Raw genomic sequence first — 16,232 nt, 5'->3', positions numbered from 1 at the left:
ACCCTCGCGTTCTTCATTGTTTTCTTGGTTTGGGCCATGATAACTAAGTGCAACTGACAACCGCAGGTGGTATGCTGTAGGCGGTAGGCAGCAACCAAAGTACGGCTTACTGCATACCGCCTACCGCCTACGTTGCCCCCTATCAACCGCGTGTAATTCAAAACTCCTGACGTATCCGAGAATGTGGTGCAGCTTTCAGCGTAATTTGCGTTGTTAGGAATAGTGAGTACCCGCGAAAAATTCATAGCGTCTTTTGGATGGCAAGCACTGAACGTGTTTTCCCAGGTCATCTTGCAGTTGATCTTCATCTCCATCTTGGCGCGTTTGATTACCAAAGATGCTTTTGGGGTCATGGCCATTGCCCTCTTTGTGGTTGGCTTTATTGAGATCTTTTCGCAGATCGGAATTGGTCCGGCGTTGATTCAGCGGAAAGAGTTGACCAAGGAGCATATCAACGGAGCTTTCTTCATCAGCTTGCTCTTGGGTATTGGATTCACCATCGCTCTTTACCTCGTGGCTCCTTTGGTGGCGGCCTTTTACGAGGATGAAGTTTTGACATCTGTCTTGCGTTGGATTGGATTGAGTTTCTTGATTTCCGCGTTAGCGATTGTTCCAAAAAGCTTGATTATCAAAGAAATGAGCTTTAAGAAGCTCTTCTTCTGTTCAGGAACAGCCATGACCATTGGAAACCTTGGGGTGGGTTTGACACTCGCCTATTCAGGTTATGATATTTGGGCTTATGTATTCGCTTTGTTGGCCCAAAACACCTTGATGACCATTACTTACTGGATTTTTCATCCAGTGAAAATAGGGACGAGTTGGAATTGGGAGACGACGAAAGACATGATTCGCTACGGTGGTGGTAGCACCTTGTTCAACATGTTCAACTACGCTGCAACGAAGATCGATGTCTTAATTGTAGGTAAGTTTGGTTCCACAGGAGCTGATGCAGCGGATGGAAGAGCCTATGACCGCTGGTCAACAACCGGTATTTATGACCGTTCGGCTTACTTGATGAGCTTGCCTATCACGGTCTTGGGTAAATTGAGTGATAGCGTCATGTTCAGCGGCTTATCACAACTGCAAGACGACAAACCCAAGCTTCAACGTGCGTTCTTGAGCGCCATCTATCATATTGCATTGTTGGTCATTCCAGGGGCGATTTTCATGGTCTTCTTCGCAGAAGAAATCACCATTCTCTTCCTCGGAGATCAGTACTTTGACGCCATTCCAATTGTTGAGATTCTGTTTATTTCAGTGGCCTTCCGTTCATTGATTAAGATTGCTGATTCTGTCGTTCGCGCACTTGATCGAGTTTACACTGCTAGTGGCATCAAAGCGATCTTCTTTATTTTGGTCGGACTAGGCACCTTCTTTGCTCTCCCAGCTGGACTGAAAGGCGTGGCCTGGGCGCTTGTGGGATCAGTAGCGATTCAATTCGTCATGATGATGACTTTAAGCTTGAAGTTGGTTGACTTGAGTTGGAAACGACTGATCAAAAAAGTCATTCCAGGCATCATCCTTGGAATATTCGTAGTCATCGCTTCCGCGCTAGCGAAACTCATCAACATGAACATCGATGATATGCGCCTGTTGAGACTGTTCATCGCTTTATTCATCAATGGCGGAATTGTGCTGATCATGGCATGGTATCTGCCTTGGTTATTCAAACAGGGCAAGGATAATGTGCTTCAAACCATCGCCGAACGCATTCCGGTAAAAGCATTGAAAGCACGTTGGGGAAGGAAATCGTAACTTCGCGCCTCGCTCCTCGTAGGGCATGAGACATGAGGGAAAATTTTAGAATCATAGGTGTTTTTTTGGTGATGTTTTTCGCCCTATCGGGCGGAACGCAAAGCTTCGCGCAATGTGATTTGAAGATCAACAACCCTGACTCCCTAGAATTCCGACTATTTATTGGAGGTGCTTCCGTTGAAACGGAGATCACAGAGATGATGGCCATCGATTCTGTTGATTGTGGAATGTGCTTGCTCGACATCATTGTCATAGACAGCTTGAACGTCCACCTGCGCACTGACCTGAATGTAGATACCAGCTGGACTCCGGAGTTACAGCTACGTAATGACTCATTAGGTATCCGCCTTGAAGTACTCAATCCAAAAGAGCAAGCAACAGTAGATTACACTGCTCCGGTTGCTACTCGTAACAGTGAGATTAATGTACAGGTCTTCGCCCTTGATGGTGCGGCTTGTGCTCCACCGGCAACACCAGCCCAACTTTCTCGTTGGATCGGAGAACTCGAAAAAATGGATTTTGAACGTCAGCGCCTCAAATACCTAGAGAACCTGACACGTCAAGAGGTCTGTCTCACCACCTCTCAAATTCGCCAACTCTGCGCATACATCGACGATGAAAACAAGCGCCTAGACTTTCTAAACGCCTCTTACGCCAATTGCTACGACCGTTCTCAATTCGCGGTCTTAGAGGATCTTCTTTATCTGGAACGCTCAAAGGAAGCCTTCCGAGGGATAGCTGAATAGCCTAGTTCGTGGAAACGAGAATCCATAAACTATAACCAATAACTAATAGCCAAATACCAACAACCGCGATCCGCATTCCGCGTTCCGCGATCAGAGTCCCGCGTTCAGAGTCCCGCGATCCGCATTCCGCATTCCGCGATCCACTTTGAACACAATGAGATTAATCAAGGTTACCCCCTAAAAGCACACATTTTCGTAAAATTGTAGTGACGTCAATGACACGTTCCTGATTATGGAAGAGAAAAACTTACTTGAGCGCTTCGAAGCGTATGTAGCGGCAAACAAAAAGATCGAGCCGAAAGACTGGATGCCAGATGATTACCGCAAGACATTGATCCGTCAGATCAGTCAGCATGCCCATTCTGAAATCGTGGGAATGCTTCCAGAAGGTAATTGGATTACACGTGCCCCATCACTGAAAAGAAAGGCCATTCTTTTGGCTAAGGTGCAAGATGAAGCTGGACACGGCCTCTACTTGTATTCTGCATGTGAAACACTCGGGGTGGAACGTGATGATACCTTGGAAGATCTGCACAGCGGAAAAGCGAAGTACTCAAGCATCTTCAATTACCCTACAATTAACTGGGCCGATATCGGCGCGATTGGTTGGTTGGTAGATGGAGCTGCCATCATGAATCAAGTACCATTGTGTAAGTGTTCTTACGGACCTTACGCACGTGCTATGGTTCGTGTGTGTAAGGAAGAAAGCTTCCACCAACGTCAAGGATTCCAGATCATGCTGACCATGGCGAAAGGAACTCCTGAGCAAAAGGCGATGGCACAAGATGCGCTTAACCGCTGGTGGTGGCCATCATTGATGATGTTTGGTCCTACAGACGACAACTCTCCAAACTCTGCGAAAAGCATGAAGTGGAAGATTAAGTTATTCTCGAACGACGAGCTTCGTCAGCGTTTCATTGACATGACTGTTCCTCAAGCAGAAGTATTAGGTCTAACTATTCCAGATCCAGACCTCAAGTGGAATGAAGAGCGCGGACACTACGATTTCGGTGAGATCAATTGGGATGAATTCTACAATGTGATCAAAGGAAACGGTCCGTGTAATAAGCAGCGAGTTGAAACACGTCGCAACGCCTATGAGAAAGGCGCTTGGGTGCGTGAAGCTGCCATTGCACATGCTGAGAAACGCGAGGCACGTAAAAAAGAAGCGGCCGCTTAAGAACGACATCACCTTACGAACATGAGTAAAAAGAATTGGCCTCTTTGGGAGGTATTCATCCGCAGCCGTCAAGGCTTGAGCCACAAGCACGTTGGTTCTTTGCATGCAGCTGATGCACAAATGGCGATCACTAACGCACGCGACGTATACACTCGTCGTCAAGAAGGCGATAGTATCTGGGTTGTTCCTGCTGACGAAATCACTGCTTCTTCTCCAGACGAGAAAGATGCATTGTACACACCATCTGATGACAAGGTGTACCGTCACCCAACCTTCTACGATCTACCTGACGCGGTGAAACACATGTAATGGAGGCAAAACTCGAATATACCCTACGCATTGCTGACAATGCCTTGATTCTAGGTCAACGCCTAGGAGAATGGTGCGGACACGGCCCAGCACTGGAAGAAGATATTGCCTTGACGAACATTTCGTTAGACCTGATTGGTCAGGCGCGTTCACTCCTCACCTACGCTGGGGAGCTCGAAGGTAACGGTCGCGACGAAGACAAAATGGCTTTCTTCCGGGATGCCCACGACTTCCGAAACGTGTTGTTGGTTGAGCAGAAGAACGGGCACTTTGGAGACACCATCGCACGTCAGTTTTTGTTTGATCACTTTTCATGGCTGTTCTATGATGCGCTATTAAAGAGCAATGATGACACCCTTCGCGCTATCGCGGAAAAGTCGATCAAAGAAGTGACCTACCACCGTCGTCACAGCAGCGAATGGATCATTCGCCTAGGAGACGGGACTGAAGAGAGTCACGCAAAAATTCAGGAAAGCATCAACGAGTTATGGGCCTTTACTGGAGAAATGTACACTCCAGACAAACTAGACCAACAGGCACTTGCTGATGGATATGGAGTTGATCTTGTTCAACTTTCAGAATATTGGAAACAAAATGTAGCCGGCGTTCTTCGTCAAGCTACGCTTAACGTACCTGAAGACGGGTGGATGCAGAAAGGTGGAAAGAAGGGAATCCATTCAGAACACCTTGGATACATGCTCGCAGAAATGCAGCACATCCCACGCACCTACCCTGACGCACAGTGGTAATCGGTGGAAAGAAACGAAGCACACATCCTTGAATTATTGACCGCGGTCAAAGACCCTGAGATTCCCGTTCTCAACGTTGTTGATATGGGCGTCATCAGAAAGGTTGATATCAATGATGACCGCATCGTAGTTACCATCACCCCAACCTACAGCGGCTGTCCAGCTATGGACGTTATTTCAAGGAACGTTAAGGCCACCCTCAAGCGCGCCTTTGGAGAAGACGCAGAAGTCGTTTCCCAACTCTCCCCAGCATGGACTACCGATTGGATTACCGACGAAGCACGCGAGAAATTACGTGAATACGGCATCGCCCCACCCGAAGGCAAAAGCCACGATAAATCACAACTCTTCGCCGAACCAAAGGTGATCGCTTGTCCAAAATGTGGCTCTAAAAACACCACCCTCGTCTCAGAATTCGGTAGCACCAGCTGCAAAGCACATTACAAGTGTTCTGATTGTTTGGAGCCGTTTGATTATTTTAAGTGCATTTAGGAGGCTTTAGGCTACAGGCTTTAGGCTTTAGTCTTAACTCTTCTCCTTCCTAACGCCTATAGCCTATCGCCTAAAGCCTAGAAATATGGTTTTCTCCTCCCCCGTCTTCTCTGAATACAACAACGTTTATAGCTGGCATATTGAAGTGCCTGATGATGTCTATCAGCATTTTAAGGAGCAGAATATTAAGCGTGTATTGGCGACGATTGAAGGGAAGGTCACCATACATTGTGGCCTTTTATCTAAGGGGAATGGGATTTACTACATCATGCTCAATAAGGAGATTCGGAAGCAGCTCGGACTGGTTGCGGAGCAGGTGGTTCAAGTGAGTTTGGAAGAGGATACGTCAGAGTTTGGGATGGCGGTCTGTGAAGAGCTAACAGAGATGCTTGCCCAAGATGAAGAAGGACGTGCTTACTTCATGAAGTTGACTCCAGGTAAACAGCGGAATATCATTCACTGGGTTGGGAACGTCAAGAGCTCGGATATTAGAATTCGCAGGGCGATTGTTGCGATGAATCACCTGAAGATGCAGCAAGGGAAGTTAGACTTCAAGCTGTTGCATCAGGAGATTAAGGAGGCGAATCAATCGGGGTTGTAGGTCTTGCTAGGCCATAGGCGTTAGGCTATAGGCGTTAGTATTTTTTGAGGAGGTAGGTGTAAGTTGTGAATTCGTTTAGCCTTGTGACCAACGAAACATAATCATCACCTGAATGGATGATCGTGGAGATCTGATTTAGATGACGGTTGCCCTGATTGATGTTCATTTCGAGTTGATCTCCAGTGAGTTCATATTTCCCAAAGATGAGTTCCTCGTCTATCAGTCGGCGGCAGGTATAGATACCGTTCTCCCAAAAATTATAGCGCACACCGATGCTTTGCTTTCTGATTTTGGCCTCACGAATTTCGTCAGGAAATTGAGACTCGATGGAGAAATCCTTTACTTCCCATTTACCTTCAATGGAAGGTTCGATGCCCGCTTCTGGGTGGCACGAGAACATAGAAAAGATCATAAATATGAGGCAAAGTCTATTCGCTAGACTTAGATTGGCTGCATTGATCATAGTCGTTTCGCAATGAAAAAGGTTCGAATAATGGTGTTTAGTCTTGTGATGTCAATGGCATTCGCTGCCTTGGCATTCAACAACGAACAACCAGCTGTACACCCAAGTAATGAGAAGGTTCACGATACTAACTTTCAGATCTCCCTTCCAGAAGGACCTGTAGAATCTATCCTGATTCTTTTTGGCGGCTACGGACAAAAGCCCAGCGACGTCTTATTGGCCTTTCCTATCGAATCAAAGCTTCGAGATCAAAACATAGCGGTGATCTACGTCAAACAATTGAACCGGATTTGGCTGAATGAGGATGAATTAAATTCGATACAAGAGTCGATTGCACAAACCAGAGCATCGCATAAGCTTAGCACCAAAAAACTCTTCTTGGGAGGTTTTTCAAGTGGTGGAAACCATGCTCTGCAGTTCGCTAACCAACTTTCAAGTCAAGGCGATGATCAAGTACTCGGTGTGTTCACCGTTGACAACCCGATTGACCTTGAACAGCTTTACCTGAATGCGGAGGAGAACATTGAACGCAACTTTCATCCATGGGCGATCGGAGAGAGTCTAATGATTACTCAAACCATCAATGACTCGATAGGCAATGGCAACCGTGATGAATTCTTTAATGACTTCTCGCTGTATAGAAGAAGCTCGAACGCTCATCTTCTAGAAGATCTTAAGTCGACCTCACTACGATTCTACACCGAGCCTGACACCGCATGGCATCGTGAGAATCGAGGAACAAACTATGAGGACATCAACGCCTATCAACTCGAAGGGTTGACTTCTCTTCTGAGATCAGAAGGTTTTGACGTACAAATGATCACTACCACAGGCAAAGGATATCGTCCAGACGGCATGCGTCATCCGCATAGTTGGTCGATTGTGGATCAGGAGGAGTTGGTGAAGTGGTTCTTAAGTCTGAATCGAAGAAAGTAACACACATAAACTTTCCACCAACGTCTGCAAACTACCTATTGACAAGCATTCGGGGAACAGCGAATTTTATGTCACTTCGCTTTAAACCAATCCTGCTTGCGGGGAGGACTCAACTGATAAATGCTCCGATACTGAAATGACTCAAAAACCGAATATTTAAGCACATATAAACTTTTCAGCAACGCTCGTAAACTAGCTCTTGACAAGCGTTGTAAATCGCCTGAACTTTGGCTCGTGCCGGTTAGGACGGTGGGGGCGGGCGGGCCCGCGAGGGCTGAGAATTTCTGCTAAAATAGATCGGATTCAGTCCGCGGACAGGCCCGCGAGGGCTGAGATTTTCTTCGAAACAGAACAGATTCAGTCAGCAGACAGGCCCACTAAGACTGAACAACTCTACCCAAAAACACCCTATCTTAGATACATGAAAGAACTCCTCCGAAACATGATTTCTTCCTTCGAAGCCCTCGAGCCACACGAAGTCGACCTCATCGTCGACAACTCGAACGTGCAGGCATTCAAAAAAGGATCTGTGCTATTATCTGAAGGACAGATGTCACAGGAGTGTTTCTTTGTACTGAAAGGACTAGTACGCGAGTACCGAATCGTGAATGGAGAAGAGAAGTCAACAGCCTTCTATTCTCAAGGGATGCCGGTGACTTCTTTTATGAGCTTCAATACTGAAACTCCCTCTCCTAGCTACTTGGTTTGTAGCGAAGACAGCATCCTCACTGTAGGTACGAAGACGCTTGAAGACGAGATGTGTGCTCGAATTCCAAGGTTGGAAAGCGTGATTCGAGTTGAAGTGGAGAAAGTGACTGCTGAAGGACAAGAAGCCTTTGCTCGTTTTATGACCTCTACTCCTGAAGAAAGGTACCTGCGTGTGATGGAAGAACGTCCGGATTTGTTGCAACGCGTTCCTCAACATCAACTAGCAAGCTACCTTGGGATTACCCCTGAGTCTTTAAGTCGATTGCGTAAACGACTTGTGGAGAAGGAAAAGTCTTAGAGTTCCATCGACAACACGATGTTCCCTCGCTTTCTTCCTGAATCTACGTATTGATGAGCTTGAACTACTTCGTCCATGGCGTAAGTGCGGTCCATGACCATTCTGATTTCACGGTTGCGGTACATCTCCATCAATTGAAGTAGCATCGCTCGAAGTTCAACTACTTTTCTGGTGCCAGTAGCGGCGAACTTCGCCTTCTTCCCGTGCTTCTTTGAACGGAAGAGCATATCTATAAACAACTCGCCCTTCAGCACCGGACAAACATACTGTCCTTGCTCTTTGAGGATTGCCTTGCAAGCTCTGAAGCTCGATTTCCCTACGGTATCGTAGATCACATCGAAACGTTCGTTCAACTTGGTGTAGTCCGTCGTTTTGTAGTCTACAACCGCATCTGCTCCAAGTGAAGTGACCAATTCCGCGTTAGCGCCAGAACACACCGCCGTGACATGAAGATCCATCTCCTTTGCAATTTGAATGGCAGCAGTACCTAGAGCGCCCGAGGCTCCAATAATCATCAATCGTTGGCCGCTTTTCATATTGGCTACTTCGCGAATAAAGTTCCATGAAGTCACCGCTCCGTCACAGAATACGGCGCCTTCGTCGTAACTCATCAATTCAGGCATGTGCGTGATGACTGCGTCTTCTTCAACTACGAGATACTCAGCATAAGTACTAAATCCAAACAGCGACTCACCGCAGACACGATCTCCAGGCATGTAATCAGTTACTTCAGCACCAACCGCCTCAACAACCCCAGCAAAACCAGTCCCGGGAATTGGATTCTTCGGACGTCGAAGCCCAAGAAAGAGCCTACCTAGTCTCGGGGTTCCCATACGTAAGAATGTATCAGCAGCCGTCACTGCCGCAGCATGATTACGAATCAGAATTTCATTCGGTTTCGGTGCTGGCTTTTGGAAAGTCTCTACCTTAAGTACTTCAGGACCACCATATTCAGTAACCCTCACAGCTTGCATTGTTGCGTTCATCATTTCTTGTTTTTAATTGATGAAGCAAAGCTCCGACGAAGAGAGGGCTCAATTCATTGACGTTCGTCAAGAAAGGAATGCGGATTGCGGAATGCGGATCGCGGAATGCGGATCGCGGAATGCGGATCGCGGATCGCGGAACGCTGGTGGCGGTGGCGGTGGCGGTGGTTATTGATTATCGACCATTGATTATAGATTGGATCAAGCCTTACGCCTAAATCCATATAGTAATTGCCCCCAAAAACCTTTCGGCATATCCTCCACCCCTGGGTAACCTAGTTTGATGTGGGCGTCGTCTTTGGGGATAGATGCTGTTCCGAATAGATAATCCCAGAGACTTAAGCTGATACCGAAGTTGATACCGTGAGTTCTTCCTTCTGGTAGGTGGTATACATGATGCCAGAGGTGCATCACCGGGTTGTTGAAGACATAACGCAATGGTCCCCAAGTGATATGAATGTTCGCATGGTTAAGGTGTCCAATAGAAATAGCAACAAAATGCACAATGTAGGCTTGCTCTGGTTCGAAACCTCCGAGGACCATGACCCCGATGGTCTTGAGTGGCTTGTAGAAAATGTTCTCCATCCAGTGATAGCGGAGGTGAGCTGCGAAGCCCATCTCTTCCACTGAATGATGCACTTGGTGGAATCGCCATAGGAATTCGAAACGGTGTAGAGCGACGTGGGTAGCCCATTGCACAAAGTCGATCACAATGAAGAAAACGAGCAGCTGAAGTGCCATTGGCCAAGCCGACATATCAACTAGTGCAATGCTCTTCATAGAGATCCCTACCGACTGGAAGCCCAGTTCCAGAAGTGCGTAAACACCAGCAATGGCAATGGAGAAAATGAAGAAGTTGAAGAACATGTAAAACCCATCCAACCAGAAGTCCTTACGGATGGCTTTCTGTTCCTTTCTCCAAGGAAAAGCGAGTTCAAGGAGATAAACGGCTACTGAAATCACGATCAATCCATAGAAGTAGTTCTGATACCATGGTACACTGCTATCCATGATGATCGACTTCCATGTCCAATCCACTGTGCCCATGAAGGCATCTTTCATGACTTGAATTGCTGAACTCATATTATTCTTGTTTGACGTCCATGGCTAAGGGTAAGTGATCCATATGGCTCCACTCTGTCCATGAACCGTCGTAGTTTTTGACATTTTCGTAACCGAGAAGTTCACTGAGCACAAAGGTGGTGTGCGCAGAACGCACTCCAGTGTGACAGTAGGTAATGATCTTCTTCTCGGGCGTAATTCCTAATTCTGTGAGGTCATGCTGGATATCTTCTAGCGGCTTCAACATCCAACTTTGTCCCATTTCAACGGCATTCCCCCAGTCGTAATGAATAGCTCCTGGGATATGTCCAGCTCTAACTGCCCCCTTCTTCATAAAGGCCCCCGTGAATTCATTGATCGTGCGGGTGTCAACTAGAAGAACCGTTGAATCTCCGCTAGCGCGAATGAGACCGTTCAATCCGACATATGACGATCGATCTACTTCATTCCTAAAGCTAAAGCCTTCACGAATTGGAGCCTTCGGAATTCCTGTTTCAGCGAACTTACCCGATTGCCTCCAAGCTTGCCACCCTCCATCAAGGAGGGCCACATCTGGGTGTCCGTACATTTTCAAGAGCCACCAAAATCGAGCAGCATCACATCCTCCTTTGGCGTCGTAAACAACCACCATCGTTTCCGCGGTAGCGCCTAAAGAATCAAGCAAGGACTCCATACGTTCACGATCAGCCGCCATCCCGCCATATTCGTAATCAGCACTTTGAATGTGATTACGCCAAATGCGATGCGCACCTGGTATGTGCCCCTCTTTGAATTCATCCAGCCTGCGCATGTCAATCAACAACAGGCGTTGTTCAGAATGGATCAAGTCTGAATACTCCTGTAGGGAAAGCAAGGACGATGGAGTCACATCAACCGCAACGCTGTCAGCGGGATGCTCAACAGTCTCTTCTATCACTGCAGAATCCGAAGGTTCACCGCAACTGAACAGCAGCATTCCGAGTACGACTAATCCTCCAAAACGTACCATTCGATGTCTTTGAGATTTGCTCTTCTTCCCTCCTGCTCTGGAGCATAGTTCTTCGCTAAATAATCCAGGATGATATCTTCGTTTGGACCCAGATCCCAAAGGTTTTGGGTCTCTTGCATCCATCGAATCATTTTCTTCCAACCATCACGATCTGCACGGTTTTGCGTTACCAATTTCGCCGAATGACAAGCCAAACAGGTCACTTTCACTTGTTCGAAACCATCATCAACGATCAACCCAGTACGCATGTGGATGCCATTCTCGATCAGATCATCCGGAATGTCTTCCGCCATAGGAATAATCTCGGGTTCCAGCACTTCCTCAGTTTCACCAAAGAAGCGTTCAGCTGTGTCTGGTGCCATGATATTAAACATGGCAACAATCACAATAAAGGTCGAAGCGTACACCAAAACATTGGTTCGCTTCACCACCTTCTCTAGGATCTCATCTTGTATGGGAAGTTGCTCTTCGCTCATTCTACTTTCACCGCTATGCGATGAGTCGCATTGTTCAAATATCCTTTCGGGTTCCATCCAGGAACAACCATGGGCTGGCTCTTTCCTTCACTATCCGTTGCCTTGGCCCACACTTCGTAATATCCTTTCTCTGGGAAATTCACTGATGCCTCCCATCGCTGCCAAGCCAAACGATTAGCAGCCGGATTCAAGGATGCCTTCTGCCAAGTTGATCCAAAGTCAATCGAGATGTGCATTTCGTTCACACTGAGATCACCAGCCCATGCATGTCCTCTAAGGGTCAAACTCTTTTTGCCTTTGAGTACCGCTCCTGTCTTTGGATAGGTAATCAACGACTTGACAGGCATGCTTTCAATAATGCACATGTCTTCTGCCTTCACCTCTTGACCAGGGGCTACTTTCTCGCATGGAACTCGATACGAAGGTGCTTCCATCTTCAGACCATCATGCACTTTGTTCCTCACACTCAGTCTAGAGAGCCATTTCCCACTCACTGAAGCCGGCCAACCTCCAATCACCATACGCAGTGGATGTCCGTTCATTACTGGAATATCTTCACCATTCATAGCCCAGGCAATCAACGACTCATCTTCCATGGCCTTCGCTATTGGAACTCCTCTTGAAATGGTCACTTTGTTGGGATTACGACTCAGATGGACGTCCTTACCATAATAGCCAACGTACACCGCATCCGACTTCACCTTGGCGTAATTCAAGACATCCTTTAAACGAACACCTGTCCATTCTGCACAGGCGACTGCACCCGTTGACCATTGGTTTCCTTTGGCAGGTGGATTGAACTCTGATCTTCCGTTACCGCCACATTCCAGGGTCAGACGATACGTGTGATGTTCGAAATTGCTTTTAAGTTCATCGATCGATAAGGTGATCGGTTCTGGAATGGATTCGCCATCAATGGTCAATGTCCATGCACCTACATCGATATCTTCAGGCACAAGTCCGTTGTTTCGGATAAAAAAGCGATCGGCTGGGGTAATCTCGTCGTCAAGGAGATAAGGAGGTGTCTCCACATTCCATGGCTTATCGTTCAAAACAACGAGGTCTGGATGTTTACCTGGAATAGAGAAATCCTGCTCCGGACGAGCCAATATCGCTGGGATTATTCCACTGGGCATTTGATCCGCAAAAACGATCTTTCCTCCAACGGCAGCAGCCATGGCAGCCAAGCCCGCTTTTTTCAAAAAGCCTCGTCTGCTTTCATCTGTGCGTCTGCCCCATAACAGCTCATCAGCCTGTTGCGGGTCTTCAGCATACAATTGATGGATCCCAATCTTTCGTTTTCTCATGTTTCAGGTTTCGAACCAAGCAGCAAGTAACAAAAACAGCAATGTATCTGTCTGTAACCTAAGTCTCATTCGTGAAGTCAACTCTTTTAAGCAACTTAGTAAAATGAAAGTAGCAATTATTGGGGCCTCCGGAATGATCGGCTCGCGAATTCTAAAGCGATGCCTGGAAGACGAAAAGGTCACCGAAGTCGTCAGTTTCGGAAGAAGAGAGCTTGACATTCAATCAGATAAACTGAAGCAAGTGGTCTCAAATCAGTTGGAATTATCGGAAGCATACACTGATCACCTCACCAATACCCATGCAGCTTTCTCTTGTGTTGGATTGTATACCGGAGATGCCGATGCTGCCACATTTAGAAAAGTGACAACGGATATTCCCGTGGCTTTCGCCGAAGCCTTGGAAAATGTGGCTCCTCAAAGCATCTATTGCTTCTTGAGCGGACAAGGAGCTGACCCGACAGAAAAGAGTCGATTGATGTTTGCACGTGATAAAGGAGCAGCCGAACGTATCATTGGAAATATGTCGTTGAAGTCATTTCACACCTTCCGACCAGCATACATATACCCCGTTGAGAAGAGAGTAGAGCCCAATTTCACCTACCGACTTTCACGCTCGCTGTATCCCTTAATCAAGCGAATGGGATCCAACATGAGCATCACCTCGCATCAGCTAGGAGATGCCATGTTCGAAGTTGGAGTAGGCAGCACTGAAGCCAATGAATTCCTGAGTAATAAAGAGATTATTGATCTACTGCTATGATTTATATCGTTGCCTTGATCGGGCTCGGGTTTATTGTACTCGAACGCCTGATCCCTGATCAGAAATTACCCCATGTCAAGGGGTGGTGGACACGCGTGATCATCGTCAATGCGATTCAACTCGGAGTAATATTCCTAGGAGCACACACCTGGGACAAATGGCTTCAACAAGTCTCGTGGTTTCATCTGAGTGATCACATGCACCCAGCTGCCGGTGGATTCATCGCATACTTCATCGTCACCTTCGTATTCTACTGGTGGCATCGTTGGCGCCACGATGTCAACTTCCTTTGGTTGGCTTTCCACCAAGTCCATCATAGTCCGCAAAGAATTGAGACCATTACTAGCTTCTACAAGCATCCGCTGGAAATCATTTGTAATTCGTTGATCATTGGATCCATCAACTTCCTTTTGCTCGGACTAAACCTCGAGGCAGCAGCCTATACCCTTCTATTCAGTAGTGTGGGTGAGTACATCTACCACATGAACATTAAAACTCCGCATTGGCTTGGTTACTTCTTTCAGCGTCCTGAAATGCATAGAATTCACCATCAACAAGGCAAACACTACAACAACTTTAGCGACCTGCCTTTCTGGGATATGCTGTTCGGCACCTTTTCGAATCCGAAAACAATGGACGGAAAGTGCGGTTTCAAAGATGAACGCGAGTCACAGCTTCTCGAAATGATGACATTCAAGAATGTGAACAACCCCTATCCGCCGAAGAAATGAGAAAGTTTCTCTACGCCATAGTACTCTTAATCGGAGCACTTCAGATCATCGGTTGGAGTTTGCAGATCCAACCCCTTCGTCAGTTGGGGATGGCGTATTGCTCATCTCCTCTGCCGATCGTGTTCACTGAAGTACGAGGCGTTGAGACTTTCGCAAATGATTTCTACATGGAGTATGAGTACCTCGGTGAACAACATCAAACCAAGATCACTCCCGAGATTTACTCACAACTCGAAGGCCCATATAATCGCAGAAACGTCTATGGCGCAGCGATTTCCTATGGCCCCGTTCTACCAAACTCTATTTGGTCTGCCGTATTGAATTATGGTGTCTGTAATGGCACGCTATTAGAAGAGCTCGGCATTCCTGCTCAAGCAGAAAATGTCCAGATCCGAATTAAATCACGCACGGTCGACCGAAACGACGAATGGATTCTAACTACTGATTGCGATTCATGAAAGGACAAAGTCCATATCAGTTTTCGCTCTTCAGGATTATCCTTGGAGCTTATCTGGCCATCCACTTTGTTGACCTCATCAGTCACAGCGCTGAAGTATGGAGCGACCGTGGAATTTTCGCAGACCCAAGCTTGAACTTCACGCATGGAGTTGTTCCGAATATCCTTTTCCTCATTGACTCGCCGGTTGGCATTGCGGCGTTTTTAGTAGTCATGGCAGCGCTCGCCATACTCTACATGCTCGGCGTTCAACGCAATCTCATCAGCCTCATCCTCTGGTATGGTTGGATTTGCCTTTTTGATCGCAACAACCTTATCGCCAATCCAGGCCTGCCCTTCATCGGGTGGCTGCTATTAGCTTCTGCTGTTATTCCAAAGGGTGAGCCTTTTTCGCTAGCGCGGAAACGGGAAGGATGGAAAATCCCATCCCGGATATGGATCGGAGCATGGGTAATTATGGCCGTGAGTTATACCATCAGCGGAATCGATAAATGGATGAGCCCAAGCTGGAGAGACGGAACAGCCATCCTTCATCTCCTAGAGAATCCTCTGGCACGAGCTACGAGTTTAAGAGAAGCCATGGTCTCCTTACCAATGTCGGTGATCCATGGCATGACTTGGGGAATTCTTGGACTTGAGATTCTTTTTGGTCCCCTTTCTCTTTTCGCTAAAACGCGGAAATGGGCATGGATAGGAATGATCGCAATGCACCTTGGAATTCTTTGCATCGTTGACTTCGCCGACTTGACAATAGGTATGTTGATGATCCACGTCTTTACTTTTGACGGACGATGGTTCAAACCCATCTATGCCAAAGAGAAAGCTGTGCTGTTCTTTGACGGTGTGTGCGGTTTGTGTAATTCATCCGTTGATTGGTTCATGCAAACAGATGAAGAAAAGAGTCTTCAATTTGCCCCGTTGCAAAGTGATGTCGCCAAAGAACTGATCCCAGAAATTGCGGGAGGCCCCATGAACACGTTGGTACTCTATAAAGACGGGAAGGTGTTCATCGAATCAACTGCGGTCATCAAATCAGTTACAGGTATGGGTGGCATGTGGCGCTTTGCCATCATTCTATTGGTCATTCCAGCATTCATCAGAAACGCCATTTACCGCTGGATTTCTAAGAACCGTTATTCTTGGTTTGGCAAAAAAGAGAGCTGTCGTATGCCTACTCCCGAAGAGCGCGAACGCATTCTTTGGTAGAGAGTCTTGGCGGATTTCACGA

The 16,232-nt window shown here is 47.0% G+C and carries 19 protein-coding genes; 13 read left to right on the top strand and 6 right to left on the bottom strand.

Features of this window, described 5'->3' with window-relative positions:
* The first annotated feature begins 222 nt into the window (after positions 1 to 222).
* The 7 genes from RA156_RS03755 to RA156_RS03725 all read left to right on the top strand — a co-directional run bounded on the left by RA156_RS03755 (position 223) and on the right by RA156_RS03725 (position 5,832).
* Complete coding sequence (locus tag RA156_RS03755) at positions 223 to 1,755, top strand: lipopolysaccharide biosynthesis protein (protein WP_306642908.1); 1,533 nt, start codon at positions 223 to 225, stop codon at positions 1,753 to 1,755.
* A 71-nt stretch (positions 1,756 to 1,826) separates the two neighbouring features.
* Positions 1,827 to 2,501 carry a DUF4476 domain-containing protein gene (locus RA156_RS03750; RefSeq protein WP_306642906.1) on the top strand — a complete coding sequence of 225 codons (675 nt, stop codon included), beginning with the start codon at positions 1,827 to 1,829 and terminating at the stop codon, positions 2,499 to 2,501.
* A gap of 232 nt (positions 2,502 to 2,733) precedes the next feature.
* The gene (paaA, locus tag RA156_RS03745) at positions 2,734 to 3,681 is read left to right on the top strand and encodes a 1,2-phenylacetyl-CoA epoxidase subunit PaaA (RefSeq protein WP_306642904.1); all 948 of its coding nucleotides are present in this window, start codon (positions 2,734 to 2,736) and stop codon (positions 3,679 to 3,681) included.
* Between the two features lie 21 nt (positions 3,682 to 3,702).
* Positions 3,703 to 3,990, top strand: coding sequence for a 1,2-phenylacetyl-CoA epoxidase subunit PaaB (gene paaB, locus RA156_RS03740; RefSeq protein WP_306642902.1), 288 nt, complete (start codon positions 3,703 to 3,705; stop codon positions 3,988 to 3,990).
* On the top strand, positions 3,990 to 4,739 hold the full coding sequence (paaC, locus tag RA156_RS03735; protein WP_306642900.1) for a 1,2-phenylacetyl-CoA epoxidase subunit PaaC: 750 nt from the start codon (positions 3,990 to 3,992) through the stop codon (positions 4,737 to 4,739). The genes paaB and paaC overlap by 1 nt, the downstream gene beginning before the upstream one ends.
* Before the next feature lie 3 nt (positions 4,740 to 4,742).
* The gene (gene paaD, locus RA156_RS03730) at positions 4,743 to 5,231 is read left to right on the top strand and encodes a 1,2-phenylacetyl-CoA epoxidase subunit PaaD (protein ID WP_306642898.1); all 489 of its coding nucleotides are present in this window, start codon (positions 4,743 to 4,745) and stop codon (positions 5,229 to 5,231) included.
* Between the two features lie 85 nt (positions 5,232 to 5,316).
* Positions 5,317 to 5,832: a YdeI/OmpD-associated family protein gene (locus RA156_RS03725; RefSeq protein ID WP_306642896.1), complete on the top strand. Its 516-nt coding sequence runs from the start codon at positions 5,317 to 5,319 to the stop codon at positions 5,830 to 5,832.
* Between the two features lie 34 nt (positions 5,833 to 5,866).
* On the opposite strand, the gene RA156_RS03720 is transcribed toward RA156_RS03725, so the two are convergent.
* Entirely contained in the window at positions 5,867 to 6,244 is a 378-nt protein-coding gene (locus RA156_RS03720) for a hypothetical protein (RefSeq protein WP_306642895.1), read from the bottom strand.
* 63 nt (positions 6,245 to 6,307) lie between these two features.
* Here RA156_RS03720 and RA156_RS03715 point away from each other — a divergent pair, with 63 nt between their 5' ends.
* Both RA156_RS03715 and RA156_RS03710 read left to right on the top strand, forming a co-directional pair.
* Entirely contained in the window at positions 6,308 to 7,231 is a 924-nt protein-coding gene (locus tag RA156_RS03715) for an alpha/beta hydrolase (RefSeq protein WP_306642893.1), read from the top strand.
* A gap of 421 nt (positions 7,232 to 7,652) precedes the next feature.
* Complete coding sequence (locus RA156_RS03710; RefSeq protein WP_306642891.1) at positions 7,653 to 8,237, top strand: Crp/Fnr family transcriptional regulator; 585 nt, start codon at positions 7,653 to 7,655, stop codon at positions 8,235 to 8,237.
* Here RA156_RS03710 and RA156_RS03705 read toward each other — a convergent pair.
* The 5 genes from RA156_RS03705 to RA156_RS03685 form a co-directional block, all read right to left on the bottom strand.
* Complete coding sequence (locus RA156_RS03705; protein ID WP_306642890.1) at positions 8,234 to 9,226, bottom strand: NAD(P)-dependent alcohol dehydrogenase; 993 nt, start codon at positions 9,224 to 9,226, stop codon at positions 8,234 to 8,236. The genes RA156_RS03710 and RA156_RS03705 overlap by 4 nt on opposite strands.
* A 198-nt stretch (positions 9,227 to 9,424) precedes the next feature.
* Positions 9,425 to 10,306 (bottom strand): sterol desaturase family protein, encoded by an 882-nt coding sequence (locus RA156_RS03700; RefSeq protein ID WP_306642888.1) that lies wholly within the window; start codon positions 10,304 to 10,306, stop codon positions 9,425 to 9,427.
* Position 10,307: 1 nt separating this feature from the next.
* A complete protein-coding gene (locus RA156_RS03695; protein ID WP_306642886.1) occupies positions 10,308 to 11,273 on the bottom strand; it encodes a sulfurtransferase in 966 nt (321 codons plus the stop codon).
* On the bottom strand, positions 11,252 to 11,749 hold the full coding sequence (locus tag RA156_RS03690; protein ID WP_306642884.1) for a hypothetical protein: 498 nt from the start codon (positions 11,747 to 11,749) through the stop codon (positions 11,252 to 11,254). Before RA156_RS03690 ends, RA156_RS03695 begins: the two co-directional genes overlap by 22 nt.
* Positions 11,746 to 13,056 carry a sulfite oxidase gene (locus RA156_RS03685; protein ID WP_306642882.1) on the bottom strand — a complete coding sequence of 437 codons (1,311 nt, stop codon included), beginning with the start codon at positions 13,054 to 13,056 and terminating at the stop codon, positions 11,746 to 11,748. The genes RA156_RS03690 and RA156_RS03685 overlap by 4 nt, the downstream gene beginning before the upstream one ends.
* Before the next feature lie 103 nt (positions 13,057 to 13,159).
* Between RA156_RS03685 and RA156_RS03680 the strand changes: the two genes are divergently transcribed.
* From RA156_RS03680 to RA156_RS03665, 4 genes are read left to right on the top strand one after another with little or no spacing between them, the layout of a single operon-like run.
* Complete coding sequence (locus RA156_RS03680; RefSeq protein ID WP_306642880.1) at positions 13,160 to 13,816, top strand: Rossmann-fold NAD(P)-binding domain-containing protein; 657 nt, start codon at positions 13,160 to 13,162, stop codon at positions 13,814 to 13,816.
* The gene (locus RA156_RS03675; protein WP_306642878.1) at positions 13,813 to 14,547 is read left to right on the top strand and encodes a sterol desaturase family protein; all 735 of its coding nucleotides are present in this window, start codon (positions 13,813 to 13,815) and stop codon (positions 14,545 to 14,547) included. The genes RA156_RS03680 and RA156_RS03675 overlap by 4 nt, the downstream gene beginning before the upstream one ends.
* On the top strand, positions 14,544 to 15,005 hold the full coding sequence (locus RA156_RS03670; RefSeq protein WP_306642876.1) for a hypothetical protein: 462 nt from the start codon (positions 14,544 to 14,546) through the stop codon (positions 15,003 to 15,005). Before RA156_RS03675 ends, RA156_RS03670 begins: the two co-directional genes overlap by 4 nt.
* A complete protein-coding gene (locus RA156_RS03665; RefSeq protein WP_306642875.1) occupies positions 15,002 to 16,210 on the top strand; it encodes a DCC1-like thiol-disulfide oxidoreductase family protein in 1,209 nt (402 codons plus the stop codon). The genes RA156_RS03670 and RA156_RS03665 overlap by 4 nt, the downstream gene beginning before the upstream one ends.
* The last annotated feature ends 22 nt before the right edge of the window (positions 16,211 to 16,232 follow it).

This window comes from Sanyastnella coralliicola (assembly GCF_030845195.1).
GTDB lineage: Bacteria > Bacteroidota > Bacteroidia > Flavobacteriales_D > Sanyastnellaceae > Sanyastnella > Sanyastnella coralliicola.
This window is presented reverse-complemented; position numbering and strand designations above follow the sequence as displayed.